Here is an 18,475-nt window from a genome sequence, read left to right on the forward strand (position 1 = left end):
AAGGTCCCGTCGGCGGCGGACTTCCTCGCTCGGTACGACCGTCGGCTCGACCACGTGATCGGCGGGCAGGCCACAGGTTTGGGGGATCACAGACGATGCAATGGTTTCGCTGCTACTGGGACGAAGAGGACACCTGGTTCTACTTCGAAGTCGACGCTGAGGGCTGGGTCACCCGGCAGATCGAGCTCCAAGGTCCCGCGCTCACCCCTCTTGCCGCGGCATCCCTCGACGAATGGCAGCGGGCGCGAGATGCCGATCGCCTTGCCGACTACGAAGCGAAGTTCGGGGTCACCGCCGAGCTGCCCGTCTCACAGTGGGAAGGGCATGATCCCGAGTGGCTGACATCCGCACAGTTCGAGGAAGTATGGGACGGCACCCGACAGAAGATCGCTGTCCGTCCCGGCTGACCTGCGGCGCTGGCCGTGAAGAAATGCCACGGAACTGAGACACGAGTGCGGGGACATCGTCTGAGAGAACGGGGAAAACGGCTGGTCAGAGCGACGTCCTATGACACGGACGGTGAGAACCTACAGCCCCAGCTGTGGGGTCTCGCGATCCGTGGCGGAATCTTGTGGATCTAGGCGGATGCCCGGCGGATCGCGAGAAGCCCCAGGTCAGAAACTCGGGCTGGTCCGGTCGACGTGAGGAACTGTCATCATCGCGAGACGGCGGACGTCCGCCACGGCCTGAGACAGCGGACAACGTTCCTGTTCAGGGCCTCGGCGTCCGCCATCGGCGGCGAGACCCTACAGCTCGTCCACCGGCTCAGCCACCGTCCCGAACTGTCGCCACAGTCGAGGTGCCGGCTGCTGCTGACCGTCAGGATCGGCGAGCAGATCCGGGACCTGCTCGACGTCCTCCCCGACACCTTCGACAAGCTTTCGGAGACCTTGGACGTGGCGTCCAAGAAGGACATCGTCAGCCAGCTGGAGTGAATCGTTCCGGGTTCGATCGAGACTCCAGGTTCTGACTGTGACCTGGGGTTTCGCGGTAGTAGCTGGTCTCGTATTCGGCGGGCGGGATGTGCCCTGTCTCACCGTGGAGTCGGCGGTGGCAGTAACAGTCGGAGCGGTGGTGGCGAAGTCGCGGTCCACGAGGTCCGGGGCTCGTTCCACGCTCGCGTCCGGCACCGTGGTGATCACCTGTTTGCCGCGGACCGCGCCGGCCAGCCCGAGCCCGCGCATGAGCCGCTCGACGGTGCACCGGGCCACCGTGTGGCCCTGCCGGTGCAGCTCGCGCCAGACCTTCTCGTCCCGTAGACACGAAAGTTGGCCTGATGGACACCGCTGATCAGCTCCTTGAGCGCGGCGTCGCAACTGCCGGGCCGAGGGCCTGGCCAGGCGCTTCCCGGCCGCGTAATACGTGGAGGGGGCGATCTTGCAGGCGTGTTCGGTGAAGACCCTGCAGATCTCAAACGCGGTCTGAGCGCTGGAGGGGACCGGCACCTCGGTGGTCGCAGGACTGCGGGAACTACTCGCCGATGAGTTCGCGGAGAGAGAAAGCAACTCGGGTGAAACATCCCGCCGCCCCCACCGCATCTAAATGGTGTAGGCGACTGGCCAAGGGGGGAGGGCGGCGGATGAGACGGTCCCAGGAGAGCGCCTTCCGGGAGTTCGCGGCGGCCCGCATGGGGCATCTCTTCCGTTCGGCGTGCCTGTTGACCAGCGGCGACACCTATCTCGCCGAGGATCTGGTGCAGGAGACGCTGGGGCGGATGTATGTGGTGTGGGGTAGGTCGTCGAAGCTCGGCAATCCGGCGGCGTACGCGCAGACCGTTCTTGTGCGTGTCTTTCTGGCGCACCAGCGGCGGCGTTCGGCGGGAGAGCGGCCGAGCGACGAGATTCCCGAGGTCTCGGAGACGGCCGCGCAGGGTGACACCTCGCTTCGGCTCATGCTCTTGGACGCGCTGCGGAAGCTGCCGGCGAAGGACCGGGCGGTGGTCGTGCTGCGGTACTGGGAGGACCGGTCCGTCACGGAGACTGCGGACGTCCTCAACGTCAGCTCCGCAGCCGTACGCACCCGCAGCACCCGTGCACTCGCCCGGCTGAGGGTGCAACTGGGCGGCAGTATCGGAGAGTTCGCCGCGCACTGATCAGCCCGACTGACTATGACGAGAAATGGTGGTGGTTTGGCATGTCTGGAACGCAGGAGGACCTGGACGCGTTCGAAGGCGGGCTCGGTGACGCGCTACGCCGCACCGGGGAGGTCTTCTCCGTGGAGGGGCGCCCGCTGGTGGACGGCGGCGTCGTGCGCGGCCGGCGGGGGTTGCGGCGCAGGCGGGTCGCGGCCGTGACCGGCAGCGTCGCGGCGCTCGCCGTCGTGGGGTTCGGGGCGTCGTACGCCACAGGGGCGTTCGGCGGCGGCTCGGGGCAGGGCGGGGCGGGCGTGGCCGCGCAGCCGAAGGTGCAGGAGACCGGCCCTTCGACGAAGTCGTCGCCCGGCAAGGGGCCGCAGCTCTCGGCGCAGCAGGTGATCGAGAGGTTGGAGGGGCTGCTTCCGGAGGGGAAGGTCAGCGGGCGGGCGGGGCGCGGTACGGCCGACCGGTTCGGGCCATCGGCGCAGCTCGTCTTCGACGATGGCGAGGGCAAAGCTGCGATCGGCGTGAGCGTCGGCGCCATCGACCCGGACGGCACGGAGGCGGAGCAGCAGCTCGAATGCCCCGACAAGACCTTCGTGCCGTACGACTCCTGCCGGAATGAGACGCTTGACGACGGTTCGCGCCTGATGGTGTTGCGCGGGTACGAATACCCTGACAAGCGCGTGGACACCAAGTGGTGGCACGCCTATCTCGTGACCCCCGACGGATACACGGTCGATGCCAGCGAGTGGAACGCGCCCGCAGAGAAGGGCGCCGCCGTTTCACGGGCCGAGCCCCCGCTCACTGTTGGGCAGTTGAAGGGACTCGTCATCTCCGACGAGTGGCGGCCCGTGATGAACGCTCTGGGAAAGGCGGCCCCGGAGCCGGTACGGCAGCCGTCGGCGCGGGGGCAGGACGGCCGGGCGATCCTGAGAAAGCTCAAGTCGCTGCTGCCTGTGTCCGCGAAGGTAGCCTCCGAGCGCGGTGACGACGGATACGTGTACGTCGTGAATGATGGCAAGGGCGCGAGCCTGGTGCAGATCAACGTGCAGCCGAACATGTCGGACATGGAGGGGGAGCTGTTCGGGGCCGGGGCGGAGGTGCTGCCGGACGGGACGAAGGTCGTCACGCGTCAGGCCCCGGACAGGATGGCCGGCGCGGGCGTGGTGATGTGGACCGCCGACACCATCCGTACGGACGGCCTCCGGGTCGTGGTGTCCGCGTTCAACTCTGCCGGAAAGTAGGGCCGTGGGCAACGCGCCTGCTTGCGGTAGTTCGGGAGGCGGATCACCCTTCGGGGTCGCCGCCTCCCGCTTCGTGTTGTGTAGGTGAGCGTTGCGCGACGGTCGGGCGGCGACGACGGCGGTGGCGGGGCGTGGCTCAGGTGCTGTGAAATGCGTTCGCCACAGCTCGGGTTCTGCGGGTAGTTGTTGAACATGACCACCCCATCTGAACAGTTGCTCCCCGGTACGCAGCGCGCTCTGCTGCACCGCATCGCCACCGCGCAGTCGGAAGGCCGCGCGCCCTCGCTCGTCGCCGCGGTGCAGAGGCAGGAGCAGACCGTCTGGAGTGGCTCCCGCAGCTGCGTGGACGACCACGCCCCCGACGCCGACACACAGTTCAGGATCGGCTCGATCACCAAGACGTTCACCGCGGTGCTGGTCCTGCGGCTGCGCGACGAGGGGCTTCTGGACCTGGACGACCCGCTGGAGAAGCATCTGCCCGGCACGGGCGTCGGCGGAGTCACTGTTCACCAACTCCTGGGCCACAGCGCGGGACTGGGCGCCGAGTCGCCCGCCCCCTGGTGGGAGAGGACCCCCGGCGCCCTGCGACCCGAGCTCGCGGACGTACTCGGTGAGCGGACGAGGACGCACGCCCCGGGCCGCCGGCACCACTACTCGAACCCCGGCTATACCTTGCTGGGCGCGCTGGTCGAGAAGGTGCGCGGGGCGGGCTGGGCGGACGTGCTGCGACACGAGATCCTGGAACCGCTCGGCATGCACCGCACGAGCCACCAGCCGCATGCACCGCACGAGGGCGGCTGGGCCGTGCATCCCTGGGCCGATGTCATGCTGCCCGAACCGACCGAGGATCTCGGGCTGATGGCCGCGGCCGGTCAGCTCTGGTCCACCACCGGCGACCTTCTCCGCTTCGCGGCCTTTCTTGCCGAAGGAGACGACCGGGTGCTCTGCGCCGCCTCCGTGGAGCAGATGCGTGAACCGTCCGCGCCGATCGAGTCCGGCGACTGGGATTCGCATTACGGCCTGGGTCTTCAGCTCGTACGGAGGGACGGCCGCACGCTTTTCGGGCACACGGGCTCGCTGCCCGGCTTCCTGGCCGCGTTGTGGTTCAGCGTCGAGGACGATGTGACGGCCGTCGTCCTCACCAACACCACGTCCGGGCCGATGATCGGGGATGTCGCCGCAGACCTCGTGAAGATCGTCGCCGAGGCCGAGCCCCGCATTCCGGACCCCTGGTGCCCCCTGCCCGAGGCGGACGCGGAGCTTCTCGCGCTGACCGGCCCCTGGTACTGGGGCACGCGCGCGAACGTCCTGCGACTGACCTCGGACGGTGGGATGGAGTTTCAGCCCCTGCGAGGCAAGGGCCGAGGTGCCCGTTTCACCGCGCGGCCCGACGGCACTTGGGTCGGTCTCAACGGCTATTACGCAGGGGAGACGCTGCGCGTCGTCCGGAACGGCGACGGCAGCGTGAACCATCTCGATCTGGGTTCGTTCGTCTTCACGCGCGAGCCGTACGACCCCGCGGCGGCCATTCCCGGCGGTGTGGACGAAGGCGGCTGGCGAGGACTCGGAGCCTGAGAGCCACGCCACTTGAGAACGCCTCGTTGCCTGCGCACCACGCAGCCGGCCCCTGCCGTTTCACGTGAAACGGCAGGGGCCGGTCCGGCCCCGGTCACAGCGCGAGCTTGAAGCCCACGTGGCTGGCAGTGAAGCCGAGCCGCTCGTAGAAGCGATGAGCATCGGTCCGGGCTGCATCGGATGTCAACTGGACCAACTGGCAGCGCAGGCGCCGTGATTCGTCCACGGCCCATTCGATCAGCCGGGTGCCGAGACCGCTGCCGCGTTCGGCGGCATGGACGCGGACGCCCTCGATGACCGAGCGGGTCGAGCCGCGCCGGGAGAGTCCGGGGATCACGGTCAGCTGCAGAGTTCCGACGACGCGGTCCCCGCGCACGGCGACCACCAGGTACTGGTTCGGGTCGTCCGCCAGCCGCTGGAACGCGGCGTGGTACGGGGCGAGGTCGTCCGGTGACTCACGCTGTGCACCGAGTGGATCGTCGGCGAGCATGGCCACGATCGCGGGGATGTCGGTGCGGGCCGCGGGGCGTATTTCCAGATCGCTCATGATCGGCACCCTACGCAGTCCATGCGCATGGCGGATGATTTCCCGGCCTGTGCGGGGACCGGCCACGGTTGCGGGGCGACTCGTGCGACCGGTACGGGGGACTTGAGCTCTTCGACCGCCCGGACGAGCGGGGCCAGCTCGGGGTTCCTGGCGGCTTCGTCGAGTGCGGCGCGCAGCGCGGTGTCATTGGTCGACCGGGCATCTGCGAGCAGGGCGAGACCGGCCTCGGTGACGTCGGTGCAGATGCCCCGGCGATCGGTGTCGCAGAGGTACCGGGTCAGCAGTCCGCGGTCCTCGAGCCGGGTGACCAGGCGGGTGGTGGCGCTCTGGCTGAGAACGACGGCGACCGGCGACCTGCTTCATCTGAAGATGGCCGCCTGGGCCGCTGTGCTGCCTGCTCAGGACGTCGAGGAGGGGGTACTCCCGCACGCTGAGCCCGTGCCCGCTCTGCAGAGCCCGCTCGATACGGGCCTCGATCCTCCCGTGGAGCAAGGAGAGCGCGCACCAGCCCTGGGACAGGGCGGTCAGTGCGGGGGACTGGGCTTCGCCATCGTGCCGCCGCTGCAGAAGCGGGTGCTCGACCAGACCTCCGGTGCTCCGACTCTCGCATCCGCCGTCACCATCGGTGCCTTCAACCTGGGTAACGCGCTGTCGGCCCGGCTCGGCGGTCTCGTCATCGCAGCGGGCCTCGGCTCACCGCGCCCAACGGGGTCGGCGCCGTTCCGGCCGCTTCCGCCCTGGTTCTCGCGTTCGTCTCCAGTGCTCTGGAACATCGCACGGTCCCCCGGAGCCGACTTGTCGCCCGGCACAGTCCGGAACCGCTCGCGGCACCCACGGCCCACCACTGACGCTCTCACACCCACCAGGCACCGCATCGCGCCGCACCATGAAGTCACCCCATGAGCACCCTCACTGTCTGCGCCGCCCGCTGACGTTCCCGGACGCGGAAGTGCTCATCTCGGCGGCCCGCAGCGCCGCCGATTCGCCGAGCCGGGTACGTCAGCCCATCGCCACGGTCAGCGGAGCGTAGCGACGGGTCCAGTCGCCCGGCAGGTCCGAAGTCCCATACGTCATCACCGTGGTTCCGGAGCCCGCCCGCAGACCGCACTCCTTGAACCAGGTGAGCAGGTCCGCATGGCGTGCGTCGATGTCCGCGCGCAACGGCAGATCCGTCGCCTCGGCGAGCGAGGTGACGAGGGCCTGAGCCGTGGCCGTGTCGGGCGCGACCAGCGGGCCGACCACATGCGTACGGTCGCTCGGCCAGGTCGTCGCGTAACCGACGAGCTTTCCGCCGGCCTCCGCGATCCGGATGTGGTCGGCATACGCGGGAAGCCGGGCGAGGACATGTGTCCGGTCCGTGCCGAAGACGTCCGCGTCCAGCCGGACGATGGCTTGCAGGTCCAATGCCGTGGCCGGACGTACGGCCGCGGTAATCACCGCGTCCCCGGCCGGCCGGAAGAACCCGGTGACCCGCTGGACGCGGCCCAGGACCGAGAACCCGAGCTGTTCGTAGAGAGGTCGACCCGCAGATGTCGCGTACAGGCTGAGAGGCGTGTCCGCGGCCTCGTCCATGACATGACGCATCAGCTGCCGGGCCACTCCCTGCCTCGCGTACCGTTCGGCGACGAGCAGCATGCCGATGGCAGCCAGTCGCGGTCCGTAGGAGGTCACCACACAAGCGGCCATCAGGCCCTTGGCGCCGGGGTCGTCCAGGCCGTAGCCGGTTCCTGCGGAGAGGAGCAGGCCCCACCGGTGCTCATCGCGTGGCCAGCCGCGGTTCTCGCAGAGGTCGGCGCAGGCGACCAGGTCGCCCGGGCTGAGACGCCGGACAGGCAATGCGGCGAGCGGACGCGACTGTGGGACGGTCATGAAGGTCAGGCTGTCCGACGCGTTGATCGCTCGTCCACTCCTTTACCTGATCCGGTATCGGATCAGGCTTCCCACAGTGGTCTGCTCTGCCTGGGCGGTGGCACGGGCATCGCGCCCATCAAGGCGCTCATCGAGGATGTCGCCGAGCACGGCGACCGGTGACCTGTGGAGGTGTTCTACGGGGCGCGTACCGATCGCGATCTGTACGACATCGACACGATGATTCGGCTCCAGAAGACCTATCCCTGGCTCGCGGTCGGGCCGGTGGTCTCCACGGGCCCGGGAACGGCGGGCGGTCCGAAGGGGCTGCTGCCCGAGGCGGTGCGCGCGTACGGGCCGTGGCACGAGTACGACGCCTGTCTCTCCGGCCCGCCCGGCGTGATCCGCAGCAGTGTGGACGTGCTCAAGGGCATCGGCATGCCGGCCGAGCGCATCCGGCACGACGCAGTCGAGGAACTGGCGGCCACGGCCCCGCCTGACTCGAGGAGCAGCAGCCCACCGGCCACGCCCCACGAGCGGCAGCCGGTCAGCCCAGGTCAGGGGCATGCATCGCTCGTACGCCCTCGATATTGCCGTCCAGGTAGTGCCGCAGCGACAGTGGCACGAGATGAACCGCGGCGATCCCCATCCGGCTGAACGGCACCCGTACGACGTCGTACTCCCCGCAGGGGTCGTCGATCTCCGGGCCGTGGCGCCGGGACAGGTCCATGGACTCCAGCCGGCAGACGAAGAAGTGCTGGACCTTCACGCCCTTCACCCCGCCGCCCTCGATGTGCTCCACGGTGTCGACGAAGCAGGGAACCACATCGGTGATCTTGGCGCCGAGCTCCTCGTCCAGTTCGCGGTGCAGGGCGTCGACGACGGTCGCGTCCTCGGGCTCGACCCCGCCGCCCGGTGTGAGCCAGTACGGATCCACCCCGGGCTTGGTGCGCTTGATGAGGATGAGGTCGTTGCCGTCGAGCAGGATGGCGCGTGCGGTGCGCTTGACCACGGGACGTTCGGTCATGGCAAGAGCGTGGCCCACGGAACGGGTTCTGAAACACCTGACCCGTGCCGGGCCGCCCTGCGCTCACCAGTCGGCGGCGGCACGCAGCAGCCACTCGTGTGTCCGCGCGATGTGCGGCACTGGGAGCGTGCCGGTCCGCACGGCCAGGAAGTAGGTGCGCAGCGGGGGCACGGGGGGATCGAGGAGCGCCACCACCTCGCCGCGTTCCAGCGCCCCCTCGCACAGATAGCGCGACGGCGAGCCCGGCACCCGCCGCCGCGCATTCGAGGACCGCCCGGAGATCCGGTGCGATGACGGTTCCCGCGACGGCGGGCCGGCTGTCGAACACGGCGGCCCAGTATCGGGAGACGAGCGGCAGGCTCTCGTGCACCTCCACGATCGGCAGCTGGTCCAGCACCACGGGCCCTTTGTGCCGCAGCGTCCCAGGTCCCAGCCGCCCGGCCCAGCGCGGCGCCGCGATCAGTACATGCTCCTCGTCGCACAGCGGCGTCGCGGTGAGCAGCTCACCGCGCGGACGGGCCGTGGCAATGGCCAGGTCATGGTGCCCGGCGGCCAGCCCCTCTAACGCATTGATCCACCGATCTGGTGGCTGTGGATGACTCTTCGGGAAACAAGGAAGTGCCTTGTGACCTGCGATGATGGGAGTTCTTGAGGCTTCCAGCACGCACGATCGGCAAGGCACTTCCGAGATGCAAGTTTCCCATACTCCAGCGGCGGTCTCCGCCGCGTTCGATGACCCGAATCTGGTCGCGCATGCCGGGCTGGTTGCGGTGATGCGGCTGGCCGAACGGTGTGGACTGTCGGGCCTGGTGACGCAGAAGGTGAAGCTGACCGGGACGACGAACGGCGCGGGGGCGTCGGCGGACGCCAAGGTCAGCAGCATCGTGGCCGGCATGGCCGCAGGGTCAGACAGCATCGACGACCTCCACGTGCTGCGGCACGGCGCGATGCGGACCCTGTTCCGAGGGGTCCGTGCCCCGTCCACACTGGGTACCTTCCTCCGTTCGTTCACCCACGGTCACGCTCTCCAACTCCACGCTGTCCACCGCAGGTTCCTTGGCGAACTGGCCGCGCACACGCCGCTGCTTCCCGGCTCCGGCACGACGGCGTTCATTGATGTCGACTCCACCCACAAGCGGGTCTACGGCCGGACCAAGCAGGGCGCCGAGTACGGCCGGTTCAAGGGCATCCGCACCCTGCACCCCCTGCTCGCCACGATCTGCACCCCGCATTCCCGGCCGGTGATCGCCACAGTACGGATGCGCCGCGGCAAGGCAGCCGATTCCCGTGGGGCCCCGAAATTCGTGAGTGAGGCGCTGGCCACCGCCGTCGAGGCGGGCTGCACCGGCACCCGGATCCTGCGAGCGGACTCGCAGTTCTACAACGCCGGGGTGATCGCCGCCTGCCGCCGGTCCGGAGCCCACTTCTCGATCACCTGCGGCATGAACCCCTCCATCAAACGGGCCGTCCACAGCATTCCCGACGACGCCTGGCAGCAGATCACGTACCCGACCGCGGTGCCCGATCCCGAGACCGGTGAACTCATCTCGGACGCCGAAGTGGCCGAGATACCCCAGTACACCGCCTTCGCGAGCCGCACGAAAGCGGAACGGGTCACCGCGCGGCTGATCGTGCGCCGGGTCCGTGACCTGGCCAAACCCGCCGTTGTGGGTGAGCAGGGCGAGTTGTTTCCCGTCTGGCGCTACCACCCGTTCTTCACCGACCAGCCCGCACAAACCCTCCAGGCCGAACGCGAACACCGTCACCACGCGGTCATCGAGAAGGTCATCGCCGACAGCAAAGCCTCCGCCCTGGCCCACCTGCCCTCCGCACACTTCAACGCCAACGCCGCATGGCTCACCCTGTGGGCGATGACCTACAACCTGCTGCGGGCCACCGGCGCACAAGCCTCCGCCTTCCACGCCAGGGCCACTACCGCCACGATCCGCACCCACCTGGTCCACGTTCCGGCCCGGATCGCCCGCTCCGCCCGCCGCATCACCCTGCACCTTCCGCACAACTGGCCCTGGCAGCACGCCTGGACACACCTGTTCTCCACCGCCCACGGACCGTCCGGCTGATACGAACAGCCCCTGCCCACCCCGCCCGCAAGGGCCCGACCCGAACCGAACCGTGGAAATGCTGGGCAGACCAGCGGACACAACCTGCCCTCACCCGGCCACCCGACCCGAAGCCGATCAAAACCCGACTCTCAAACCACCTCGGTGGATCAAGGCTAACGTCTCCCCGGCGTCGGCGAAGAACGAACTGCGCAAGGCCAGACCCTGGGCGATGAGCGGGGTGAGTGCCGGCAGGGCGCGCGACGACGTGAACTCGGGCGGTCCGGCCAGATGCAGGGTCCGTACGCCCGACTCCTCGGCGAGCTCGGTCTCGGCGATCTCGATCAGCGCGTCCAGACGGGGCGCTGCCCGGTGCGCGAGTTCGTCGCCGATGGTCGTCGGGGTCACGCCGCGGGCCCGGCGCAGGAAGAGCGGGCGGCCCAGCTGCCGCTCCAGGGTGCGGATCTGCGAGGTGACCGCGGGCTGGGAGAGGCCGAGCAGGGCGGCGGCCCTGGTGAAGGAGCCGGCTCGGTGCACCGTGACGAATGTGCGCAGCAGGGCCAGGTCCATGTCCTGCCCCTCCCGTCCTCGCGACGCTTCGGTTCCGTACAACCATAAATATGTCGATAGGCCGCTGTCGCTACTGCGATTGGACACTGACGGAGAGTCAATTAGCCTTGTTCAGGTGGTTCTTCGCATGGAGAACCAGGACGGTCCGAGCCACGAGGGGGGGGAGGCTCGGACCGTCCGTACCGCCGGTGCCGGCTCAGCTCCCGCCGAGCGCCGCGTCCAGTGCCCGCTCCACGTCGGCCACCAGGTCGTCCGGGCTCTCGGCGCCGACCGAGAAGCGGATGAAGCCCTCCGGTACGGCGTCACCGCCCCAGCGCGCCCGTCGTTCCGCGGTGGAGCGCACGCCGCCGAAGCTCGTGGCGTCGTCGACCAGATGCAGCTCGGCCAGGAAGCGCTCGGCCCGTTCGCGGTCGGGCAGCACGAACGACACCACGGAGCCGAAGCGCCGCATCTGCCGTACGGCGTTTGGATACGAAGGGTCGGTGGGCAGCCCGGGATACCGCAGACCGGTCACTCCCCCGCGCTTGCCCAGCGCCTCGGCCAGGGTCAGGGCGGTGGCGCACTGCCGGTCGATCCGCAGCTCCAGCGTGGCCAGCGAACGGTGTGCGAGCCAGGCCTCCATCGGACCCGGGATCGCGCCGACGACCTTGCGCCATCGCCGTACCCCCGCTGCCAGCTCGGGATCGCGGCAGGTCACATGGCCGAGCAGGATGTCTCCGTGCCCGGTCATGCCCTTGGTGTCACTGGCCACGGAGAAGTCGGCCCCCAGTTCCAGCGGGCGCTGGCCGAGCGGTGTGGCGAGGGTGTTGTCGACGGCCACCAGCGTGCCGGCCGCGTGCGCGGCCCCGACGAGCCGGCGTACGTCGCAGACATCGAGCCCCGGATTGGACGGGGTCTCGATCCATAGCAGCTTGGCGCCGTCGAGGACTGCCAACTGGGCGTTGCCGCCGGTTGGTGCGGTCCGTACCTCGACGCCGTACGCCTCCAGCTGCTCACGCACCAGCGGCAGCGCCTGATATCCGTCGTCGGGCAGCACGACCACGTCGCCGGAGCGCGCCTGGGACAGCAGCACGGCCGAGACCGCCGCCATTCCGGAGGCGAAGACGGTCGTCTCGACCGGCTCGCCCGGCGCCTCCAGCTCGCCGATGGCGTGCTCCAGGTGGGTCCACGTCGGATTGGTGTCCCGGCCGTAGGTGTACGGGCCGACCGGTTCACCGGAGAGATGGAAGTGTGCGGCGAAGGCGGGACCGGGCAGCGTCGGCTCGAACTGCTGCGGTTCGGGCAGCCCGGCCCGTACCGCCCGGGTTCCGTCACCCATGGTGCTCATACCGTTCCTCACTTCTCTCCCCGGCGCGCCACCGGTCCGGACTGCACTGTCTCAAGAGGCGTCGGGTCAGTCCTCGTCGGGCAGGACCACGTTCAGTGCCCACGACACGATCGAGATGATCAGGCCGCCGAGTACGGCGGTCCAGAAACCGTGGACGTGGAAGCTCAGGTTGAACTGCCCGGCCAGCCAGGAGGTCAGCAGCAGCATGAGCGCGTTGACCACCAGGGTGATCAGACCCAGCGTGAGGATGAAGAGCGGCAGGGTGAGCAGTTTCACTATCGGCTTGACCACGAAGTTCACCAGGCCGAAGAGCAGGGCGACCACGATCAGCGTGAGTGTCTTGCGCCCGGTGCTGCCGCCGCTCAGCGTGATGTCCTGGAGCAGCCAGATGGCCACGGCCAGCGCACCCGCGTTGGCGATCGTCTTGACTACGAAATTCTTCATGTGTCTGATCGTGGCAGACAGGATCGGTGGCGGACACCGGCGGGACAGAGGCAAGGGGCGGACGGGCCATGAAGGCATTCAGACTGGACGAGCTGGAGGCGGAACGGGCCGCGAACGACGGCGCGTATCTGCAGTTCGTGAAGGAACGGAACATGTCCGTCGGCCTGTATGCACTGGACGCCGGCGACCTTGACCCGCAGCAGCCGCACAAGGAGGACGAGGTCTACTTCATCGTCAGCGGCCGCGCCTCGATCACGGTCGGCGTGGAAACCACCCAGGTGGGAAGAGGGAGCGTGGTGTACGTCCCGGCCGGGGTGGCTCACAAGTTCCACCACATCACCGAGGACCTGCGGGTCATGGTGGTCTTCTCGCCGCCGGAGAGCTGAGCCGCGCTTCCCGGAGGGCCGGGCTCCGGTATCAGGGATCCCTAGGGGGTCGATCAGGGGACTTCAAGGGCTGCGAGCCCCCCGCCGACCCCCTCCGCGCGTCTAGCATCGAAGTATCGGAGCAGCGGAATCAGGAACTCACAGAGACGAGGCAAGGACGATGGCCGTGCGGGAGATATTCGCGGGGATGCCCTGGTGGGTGAAGTGGATCGCGGTGCCGGTCATCGCGATCGTCGTGTTCGGCGGTCTGATCGCCAGCGTGGTCGGGTTCGTGATCGGTCTGCTCTTCAAGGTTCTCGTCTTCGTGATCCTGGTCGGCGGACTCGTCTTCGTCGTACGCAAGTTCATGTCGTCGTCCTCCTCGCGTGGTGACTGGTAGGACGATCGGAAGGCGGCCGGGGCGATTAGCCCAGCTGAGCTAAGCAGAAGACGAAACGACCCCCCTCGCGGATGCTGCCGATATGGTGGCAGTCCGCCGCCACGGCCTGGGATTAGCTGTCCGCCACCACCCTGACCAGTGGTTTGTGCGGCATTCGGTCTGCGAACCCCAGTCATGCGGCGGTCTGTGGGGGCGGCCCCCACAGGCGGGCTGACCGCCCGTCACCATGCCTGGGGGTGACCGTTGACCACGGCATCGAGCACTGCTGTCCCGACGTTGATCGGTTCGGTTCAGCGAGCGCTGAGGCTGCTGGAAGCCGTGGGTGCCCATCGAGACGGGGCGCCCGCGAAGCAGTTGGCCAGGGAAGCGGGCCTTCCCCTTCCCACCGCCTACCATCTGCTGCGCACCCTGGCCCATGAGGGCTATCTGCGCAGGGAGAACGGCGTTTTCCTCTTCGGAACCGCCGCTGAACGCCTGGTCGGTGAAGGTTCCCTGCAGAATCGTCGCAGCAGAATGGCGGAGTTGCTGAGCCGCTGGCGCGACGTCATCGGCGCACCGGTGTACTGCGCCGTCTACCGCGAGGGCGAGATCGAACTCGTCGCCGTCGCCGACACCCCGGTCATCCCCGCGGTGGACGAGTGGGCGTCCTTCAGGGAGACCGGGCACGCCCATGCGATCGGTCAGTGTCTGCTGAGCCGGCTCGACGAGAAGGCTCGTGAGGACCATCTGGACCGGCACCCGGTACGGCCGCTGACCCGTTACTCGGTGAGGGACCGCGCGGCGCTCCTCGAGCGGCTGCGGTCGCTGGAACGAATGGAACCTGTCATCGAACGACAGGAGTACGCCTTGGGGACGGTCTGCGCGGCCATCCCGATCACTGCCGGATTCACCGCCGCCGCGATGGCCATTTCGGTACCCCTGGAGCAGGAAGACCGGTTGCTCCCCGCAGTCGAACAACTACGTGGCGAAGTGGCCAACCTCTTGCGTTCGTTCGTGTTCTCTATCAGTATCTGAAAAATCACTCCTTGTGATCTGCTATCGCGTGCACCACGATGGCGTCAATAGGGCCATGGGGGATCATTCCTGGCCAGATTCATCTACTGCGGGGTTGAACGATGCGCGAGTCGGTTCAAGCTGAGGTCATGATGAGCTTCCTCGTTTCCGAGGAGCTCTCTTTCCGGATCCCGGTGGAGCTCCGGTACGAAGTGTGTGATCCGTATGCGATCCGGATGACCTTCCATCTGCCCGGCGACGCCCCCGTCACCTGGGCATTCGGTCGTGAGCTGCTGCTCGACGGCCTCAACAGCCCCAGTGGCGACGGCGATGTGCACATCGGACCCACGGAGCCCGAGGGGCTTTCCGATGTACATATCCGGCTCCAGGTCGGCGAGGACCGCGCCCTCTTTCGGGCCGGTACCGCGCCACTTGTGGCCTTTCTCGACCGGACGGACAAACTCGTGCCGCTCGGGCAGGAGTGCACGCTGGGTGACTTCGAGGGCAATCTGGAAGAGGCCCTGGGCCGGATCCTCGCCGAGGAACAGAACGCCGGCTGAAGAGCACGGGGTCTCAGACCGGCCCGCCGGTCGAACGCGACACCTGCCGAATGGGTGAATCGCTCTCCGTGATGGAGGCGTTCAAGACTTCGCCCTACGACGGCGGCCTCTCCCGGCCCGTACGGGTGCTGGAGCCCCGGCTTCCGCGCCGAGCCCTGTGCGGTCCGCGGAGACGACCAGCGCGGCGAGCGCCGTCGTCACCGGCACCGAGGCGACCAGTCCGATCGAGCCGACCAGCGTTCGTACGATCTCCTCCGCCACCAGCTCGCTGTTGGCCACCGTCCCCACACTGCTCCGGGCGATCGAGAACAGCAGCAGCAGCGGCAGCGCGGCGCCCGCGTAGGCGAGCACCAGCGTATTGACGACCGAGGCGATGTGGTCGCGCCCGATCCTGATCCCCGCCTTGTAGAGCCCCCGCGCACCCATCATCGGGTTCGCCTGGTGCAACTCCCAGACCGCGGATGTCTGGGTGACCGTCACATCGTCGAGGACCCCGAGCGAACCGATGATGACACCGGCCAGCAGCAGGCCGCTCATGTCGATGTGCGGGTACAGGCCGTGGATGAGACCGGTGCTGTCGTCGGTGTTGCCCGTCAGGCTCGCCCAGCCGATGAAGAGTGATCCGAGCAGCCCGATCAGCAGGAGCGAGATCAGTGTGCCGATCACCGCGACCGAGGTGCGGGCCGTCAAGCCGTGGCACATGTAGAGCGCGATCAGCATGATCGCACTGGCCCCGATCACCGCGACGAGCAGGGGATTCGAGCCCTGAAGGACGGCCGGGAGGATGAACAGGGTCAGTACCGCGAACGACACGGCGAGCGCGACCAGTGCCATCACCCCGCGCATCCTGCCCACCGCGACCACGACCAGGGCGAAGACCCCGGCCAGCAGCGCCATCGGGAACTTCCGGTTCACATCCGTCACCGAGTACTGCAGATCATGGGGCGCGTCGGGGGCGTACGCCACGACCACGCCCTGACCCCGGCGCAACTGACGCGGTGCGTCGGGATGGACGATCTCGACGAAGGTCCGGCCCCTGTCGTGGCCGGTCGTCACCTCGACGGTGGCCTTCTCGCACAGCCCCGGCCCGCTCCCCGACGGCGGGGTGGTCTCGCCGCTGACGGGCATCTGGGAGGCGTTCACGTCCTTGCAGTCCACCTTGTCGACCTTCACCACCTTCGCCTGCTGGGTCTGCCGGTCGAAACCGACACCGGTCCGATCGTGCGGGGGCGCGCCACCCGGCCAGAGCACCACCAGGCCGACGACGACCGCGGTGGCGAACGGGATGAGCACGGCCGTGATGACCTTGCGCAGATGCTTCGAGACGGGCGCTGCGGGGCCATGGCTGTGCGAGTGGCCGTGCTGATGGCCTCGCGGTTCGGAGTCGATTTGGGGGGACGTCACCGGCCGATCATCGCAAGAAGAGAGGGGCCCTCTGTTCATTGCGCCGGACGGGGCGCTAGCGTTGAGGGACCTTTGCACACGCGGGAGCTCGGAGCACCGGGCTGAGAGGGCGCTGATATCCGTACATCCGTACGGGACAGGCTGCGCCGACCGCCGAACCTGTTACCGGGTAATGCCGGCGTAGGGAGTAGGTCTCATGACCACAGCGGACGCACACACGCCTGCCTCGAACCAGAGCGCCGAGGCCGGGAAGTCCATCGGCTGGCACAAGGGATACGTCCAGGGCTCACGCCCGGACCTCCGGGTGCCGGTCCGTCAGGTGCACCTCACCAACGGCAAGGACGTGACGCTGTACGACACGTCGGGGCCGTACACCGATGCCACCACCGAGACCGATGTCCGTCGCGGACTCGCACCGCTTCGGGAGAACTGGATCATCGCGCGCGGCGACACCGAGGAGTACCCGGGCCGCCCCGCACGCCCCGAGGACGACGGGCTCAAGCACACCTCGCCGCGGACGGGGTCTCCCCTGCTCGAGCGAAGCCGAGAGCTCGGGGAAGGACTGCGCAACCTCGACGCGGTCTTCCCCGGCCGGCCCCGGCTGCCCCGCCGCAGCCGGGACGGGCAGCCGGTGACCCAGCTCGCGTATGCCCGCCGGGGTGAGATCACCCCGGAGATGGAGTACGTGGCGATCCGGGAGAACGTCGAGCCGGAGGTGGTGCGCGAGGAGATCGCTGCAGGCCGGGCCGTACTGCCGGCCAACGTCAACCACCCCGAGATCGAACCGATGATCATCGGGAAGCGGTTTTTGGTGAAGGTCAATGCCAACATCGGCAACTCCGCGGTGACGTCCTCCATCGAGGAGGAGGTGGAGAAGATGACGTGGGCGACGCGCTGGGGCGCCGACACCGTCATGGATCTGTCCACCGGCCGCAACATTCACACCACCCGTGAGTGGGTACTGCGCAATTCCCCCGTGCCGATCGGCACCGTTCCCCTCTACCAGGCGCTCGAAAAGGTCGACGGCCGGGCCGAGGAGCTGACCTGGGAGATCTACAAGGACACCGTCATCGAGCAGGCCGAGCAGGGCGTCGACTACATGACGGTCCACGCCGGCGTGCGCCTGCCGTACGTCCCGTTGACCGCCCGACGCAAGACCGGCATCGTCTCCCGCGGCGGTTCGATCATGGCGGCGTGGTGTCTCGCGCACCACAAGGAGTCGTTCCTGTACGAGCACTTCGAGGAGCTCTGCGAGATCCTCGCTACGTACGACGTGACGTACTCGCTGGGCGACGGTCTGCGCCCCGGCTCGATCGCCGACGCCAACGACGAGGCCCAGTTCGCCGAACTGCGCACACTCGGCGAACTGAACACGATCGCCAAGCGGCACGGTGTCCAGACCATGATCGAGGGCCCGGGCCATGTCCCGATGCACAAGATCAAGGAGAACATCGACCTCCAGCAGGAGATCTGCGAGGAGGCGCCGTTCTACACGCTCGGCCCGCTGACCACCGATGTCGCTCCGGCGTACGACCACATCACCTCGGGCATCGGCGCGGCGATGATCGCGTGGTGGGGCACGGCGATGCTCTGTTATGTCACGCCCAAGGAGCACCTCGGCCTGCCCAACCGTGACGACGTGAAGACCGGCGTCATCACGTACAAGATCGCGGCCCATGCGGCAGACCTCGCCAAGGGGCACCCGGGGGCGCAGGACTGGGACGACGCGCTCTCCGACGCCCGTTTCGAATTCCGCTGGGAGGACCAGTTCAATCTGGCTCTCGACCCGGTCACGGCACGGGAGTTCCACGACGAGACGCTGCCCGCCGAACCGGCGAAGACCGCGCACTTCTGCTCGATGTGCGGGCCGAAATTCTGTTCGATGAAGATCTCCCAGGACATCCGTCGCGAACACGGCGGTTCGCAGGCGGAGATCGAGGCGGGCATGGCGGACAAGTCCAAGGAGTTCGCGGCAGCCGGCAACCGGGTCTATCTGCCGATCGCGGACTGATCCGTTTGACGCGTGGCCGAGGG

The 18,475-nt window shown here is 68.2% G+C and carries 16 protein-coding genes, 7 pseudogenes and 1 riboswitch; of the genes and pseudogenes, 13 read left to right on the forward strand and 10 right to left on the reverse strand.

The window, feature by feature from the left end:
- The first annotated feature begins 95 nt into the window (after nucleotides 1–95).
- Both OG936_RS17310 and OG936_RS17315 read left to right on the forward strand, forming a co-directional pair.
- Nucleotides 96–407: a hypothetical protein gene (locus tag OG936_RS17310; RefSeq protein ID WP_406495753.1), complete on the forward strand. Its 312-nt coding sequence runs from the start codon at nucleotides 96–98 to the stop codon at nucleotides 405–407.
- A 345-nt stretch (nucleotides 408–752) separates the two neighbouring features.
- Nucleotides 753–935 (forward strand): annotated as a pseudogene (locus OG936_RS17315) (hypothetical protein); the annotation flags it as partial.
- A gap of 222 nt (nucleotides 936–1,157) precedes the next feature.
- On the opposite strand, the pseudogene OG936_RS17320 reads toward OG936_RS17315, so the two are convergent.
- Nucleotides 1,158–1,538 (reverse strand): annotated as a pseudogene (locus OG936_RS17320) (IS3 family transposase); the annotation flags it as partial.
- Nucleotides 1,539–1,579: 41 nt separating this feature from the next.
- On the opposite strand from OG936_RS17320, the gene OG936_RS17325 reads away from it, so the two are divergent.
- From OG936_RS17325 to OG936_RS17335, 3 genes are all read left to right on the forward strand, one after another.
- Nucleotides 1,580–2,092: a SigE family RNA polymerase sigma factor gene (locus tag OG936_RS17325; protein ID WP_406495755.1), complete on the forward strand. Its 513-nt coding sequence runs from the start codon at nucleotides 1,580–1,582 to the stop codon at nucleotides 2,090–2,092.
- A gap of 41 nt (nucleotides 2,093–2,133) precedes the next feature.
- The gene (locus OG936_RS17330; protein WP_406495756.1) at nucleotides 2,134–3,321 is read left to right on the forward strand and encodes a hypothetical protein; all 1,188 of its coding nucleotides are present in this window, start codon (nucleotides 2,134–2,136) and stop codon (nucleotides 3,319–3,321) included.
- Between the two features lie 192 nt (nucleotides 3,322–3,513).
- Nucleotides 3,514–4,896, forward strand: a complete 1,383-nt coding sequence (locus tag OG936_RS17335; protein ID WP_406495758.1) for a serine hydrolase domain-containing protein — start codon at nucleotides 3,514–3,516, stop codon at nucleotides 4,894–4,896.
- Nucleotides 4,897–4,990: 94 nt separating this feature from the next.
- Here OG936_RS17335 and OG936_RS17340 read toward each other — a convergent pair whose 3' ends face one another.
- Complete coding sequence (locus OG936_RS17340; RefSeq protein WP_406495760.1) at nucleotides 4,991–5,443, reverse strand: GNAT family N-acetyltransferase; 453 nt, start codon at nucleotides 5,441–5,443, stop codon at nucleotides 4,991–4,993.
- Nucleotides 5,440–6,010: pseudogene (locus OG936_RS17345) on the reverse strand (MarR family winged helix-turn-helix transcriptional regulator). The gene OG936_RS17340 and the pseudogene OG936_RS17345 overlap by 4 nt, the downstream one beginning before the upstream one ends.
- Between OG936_RS17345 and OG936_RS17350 the strand changes: the two are divergent.
- A pseudogene (locus tag OG936_RS17350) lies at nucleotides 5,975–6,291 on the forward strand (MFS transporter); the annotation flags it as partial. The pseudogenes OG936_RS17345 and OG936_RS17350 overlap by 36 nt on opposite strands.
- 151 nt (nucleotides 6,292–6,442) lie before the next feature.
- On the opposite strand, the gene OG936_RS17355 reads toward OG936_RS17350, so the two are convergent.
- On the reverse strand, nucleotides 6,443–7,312 hold the full coding sequence (locus OG936_RS17355) for a GNAT family N-acetyltransferase (RefSeq protein WP_406495761.1): 870 nt from the start codon (nucleotides 7,310–7,312) through the stop codon (nucleotides 6,443–6,445).
- A 27-nt stretch (nucleotides 7,313–7,339) separates the two neighbouring features.
- On the opposite strand from OG936_RS17355, the pseudogene OG936_RS17360 reads away from it, so the two are divergent.
- Nucleotides 7,340–7,780: pseudogene (locus OG936_RS17360) on the forward strand (flavohemoprotein); the annotation flags it as partial.
- Between the two features lie 58 nt (nucleotides 7,781–7,838).
- On the opposite strand, the gene OG936_RS17365 reads toward OG936_RS17360, so the two are convergent.
- Both OG936_RS17365 and OG936_RS17370 read right to left on the reverse strand, forming a co-directional pair.
- Nucleotides 7,839–8,318, reverse strand: a complete 480-nt coding sequence (locus tag OG936_RS17365; RefSeq protein WP_266747346.1) for an NUDIX domain-containing protein — start codon at nucleotides 8,316–8,318, stop codon at nucleotides 7,839–7,841.
- A gap of 63 nt (nucleotides 8,319–8,381) precedes the next feature.
- Nucleotides 8,382–8,883, reverse strand: a pseudogene (locus tag OG936_RS17370) (LysR substrate-binding domain-containing protein); the annotation flags it as partial.
- A gap of 124 nt (nucleotides 8,884–9,007) precedes the next feature.
- Between OG936_RS17370 and OG936_RS17375 the strand changes: the two are divergent.
- A complete protein-coding gene (locus OG936_RS17375) occupies nucleotides 9,008–10,399 on the forward strand; it encodes an IS1380 family transposase (RefSeq protein WP_406495762.1) in 1,392 nt (463 codons plus the stop codon).
- A gap of 156 nt (nucleotides 10,400–10,555) precedes the next feature.
- On the opposite strand, the pseudogene OG936_RS17380 reads toward OG936_RS17375, so the two are convergent.
- The 3 genes and pseudogenes from OG936_RS17380 to OG936_RS17390 all read right to left on the reverse strand — a co-directional run.
- Nucleotides 10,556–10,948, reverse strand: a pseudogene (locus tag OG936_RS17380) (LysR family transcriptional regulator); the annotation flags it as partial.
- A 196-nt stretch (nucleotides 10,949–11,144) separates the two neighbouring features.
- Nucleotides 11,145–12,275, reverse strand: coding sequence for a cystathionine gamma-lyase (locus OG936_RS17385; RefSeq protein WP_406495764.1), 1,131 nt, complete (start codon nucleotides 12,273–12,275; stop codon nucleotides 11,145–11,147).
- A 66-nt stretch (nucleotides 12,276–12,341) separates the two neighbouring features.
- A complete protein-coding gene (locus OG936_RS17390; RefSeq protein WP_406495765.1) occupies nucleotides 12,342–12,719 on the reverse strand; it encodes a phage holin family protein in 378 nt (125 codons plus the stop codon).
- A gap of 68 nt (nucleotides 12,720–12,787) precedes the next feature.
- Here OG936_RS17390 and OG936_RS17395 point away from each other — a divergent pair, with 68 nt between their 5' ends.
- The 4 genes from OG936_RS17395 (at nucleotide 12,788) to OG936_RS17410 (ending at nucleotide 15,037) form a co-directional block, all read left to right on the forward strand.
- Nucleotides 12,788–13,105: a cupin domain-containing protein gene (locus tag OG936_RS17395; RefSeq protein WP_406495767.1), complete on the forward strand. Its 318-nt coding sequence runs from the start codon at nucleotides 12,788–12,790 to the stop codon at nucleotides 13,103–13,105.
- A 166-nt stretch (nucleotides 13,106–13,271) separates the two neighbouring features.
- On the forward strand, nucleotides 13,272–13,484 hold the full coding sequence (locus OG936_RS17400) for a DUF5326 family protein (protein WP_114249160.1): 213 nt from the start codon (nucleotides 13,272–13,274) through the stop codon (nucleotides 13,482–13,484).
- Between the two features lie 243 nt (nucleotides 13,485–13,727).
- The gene (locus OG936_RS17405) at nucleotides 13,728–14,498 is read left to right on the forward strand and encodes an IclR family transcriptional regulator (protein ID WP_406495769.1); all 771 of its coding nucleotides are present in this window, start codon (nucleotides 13,728–13,730) and stop codon (nucleotides 14,496–14,498) included.
- A gap of 101 nt (nucleotides 14,499–14,599) precedes the next feature.
- Nucleotides 14,600–15,037, forward strand: coding sequence for an SsgA family sporulation/cell division regulator (locus OG936_RS17410; RefSeq protein WP_266747352.1), 438 nt, complete (start codon nucleotides 14,600–14,602; stop codon nucleotides 15,035–15,037).
- An 81-nt stretch (nucleotides 15,038–15,118) separates the two neighbouring features.
- Here the strand turns inward: OG936_RS17410 and OG936_RS17415 are convergent, their stop codons facing one another.
- Complete coding sequence (locus tag OG936_RS17415) at nucleotides 15,119–16,441, reverse strand: YibE/F family protein (protein ID WP_406495771.1); 1,323 nt, start codon at nucleotides 16,439–16,441, stop codon at nucleotides 15,119–15,121.
- Between the two features lie 70 nt (nucleotides 16,442–16,511).
- Nucleotides 16,512–16,645, forward strand: a riboswitch (TPP riboswitch).
- On the opposite strand from OG936_RS17415, the gene thiC reads away from it, so the two are divergent.
- The gene (thiC, locus tag OG936_RS17420; RefSeq protein WP_406495772.1) at nucleotides 16,638–18,452 is read left to right on the forward strand and encodes a phosphomethylpyrimidine synthase ThiC; all 1,815 of its coding nucleotides are present in this window, start codon (nucleotides 16,638–16,640) and stop codon (nucleotides 18,450–18,452) included. (Overlaps the previous riboswitch by 8 nt.)
- Nucleotides 18,453–18,475: the final 23 nt, after the last annotated feature.

The sequence above is a fragment of the Streptomyces sp. NBC_00846 genome (genome assembly GCF_045207325.1).
Classification (GTDB): Bacteria; Actinomycetota; Actinomycetes; order Streptomycetales; family Streptomycetaceae; genus Streptomyces.

Coding starts and splice junctions, on each gene's coding strand:
- OG936_RS17365 (WP_266747346.1), bottom strand. CDS start 8,318: ATGACCGAACGTCCCGTGGTCAAGCGCACCGCACGCGCCATCCTGCTC.
- OG936_RS17325 (WP_406495755.1), top strand. CDS start 1,580: ATGAGACGGTCCCAGGAGAGCGCCTTCCGGGAGTTCGCGGCGGCCCGC.
- OG936_RS17395 (WP_406495767.1), top strand. CDS start 12,788: ATGAAGGCATTCAGACTGGACGAGCTGGAGGCGGAACGGGCCGCGAAC.
- OG936_RS17355 (WP_406495761.1), bottom strand. CDS start 7,312: ATGACCGTCCCACAGTCGCGTCCGCTCGCCGCATTGCCTGTCCGGCGT.
- OG936_RS17335 (WP_406495758.1), top strand. CDS start 3,514: ATGACCACCCCATCTGAACAGTTGCTCCCCGGTACGCAGCGCGCTCTG.
- OG936_RS17385 (WP_406495764.1), bottom strand. CDS start 12,275: ATGAGCACCATGGGTGACGGAACCCGGGCGGTACGGGCCGGGCTGCCC.
- OG936_RS17410 (WP_266747352.1), top strand. CDS start 14,600: ATGCGCGAGTCGGTTCAAGCTGAGGTCATGATGAGCTTCCTCGTTTCC.
- OG936_RS17340 (WP_406495760.1), bottom strand. CDS start 5,443: ATGAGCGATCTGGAAATACGCCCCGCGGCCCGCACCGACATCCCCGCG.
- thiC (WP_406495772.1), top strand. CDS start 16,638: ATGACCACAGCGGACGCACACACGCCTGCCTCGAACCAGAGCGCCGAG.
- OG936_RS17375 (WP_406495762.1), top strand. CDS start 9,008: ATGCAAGTTTCCCATACTCCAGCGGCGGTCTCCGCCGCGTTCGATGAC.
- OG936_RS17310 (WP_406495753.1), top strand. CDS start 96: ATGCAATGGTTTCGCTGCTACTGGGACGAAGAGGACACCTGGTTCTAC.
- OG936_RS17390 (WP_406495765.1), bottom strand. CDS start 12,719: ATGAAGAATTTCGTAGTCAAGACGATCGCCAACGCGGGTGCGCTGGCC.
- OG936_RS17330 (WP_406495756.1), top strand. CDS start 2,134: ATGTCTGGAACGCAGGAGGACCTGGACGCGTTCGAAGGCGGGCTCGGT.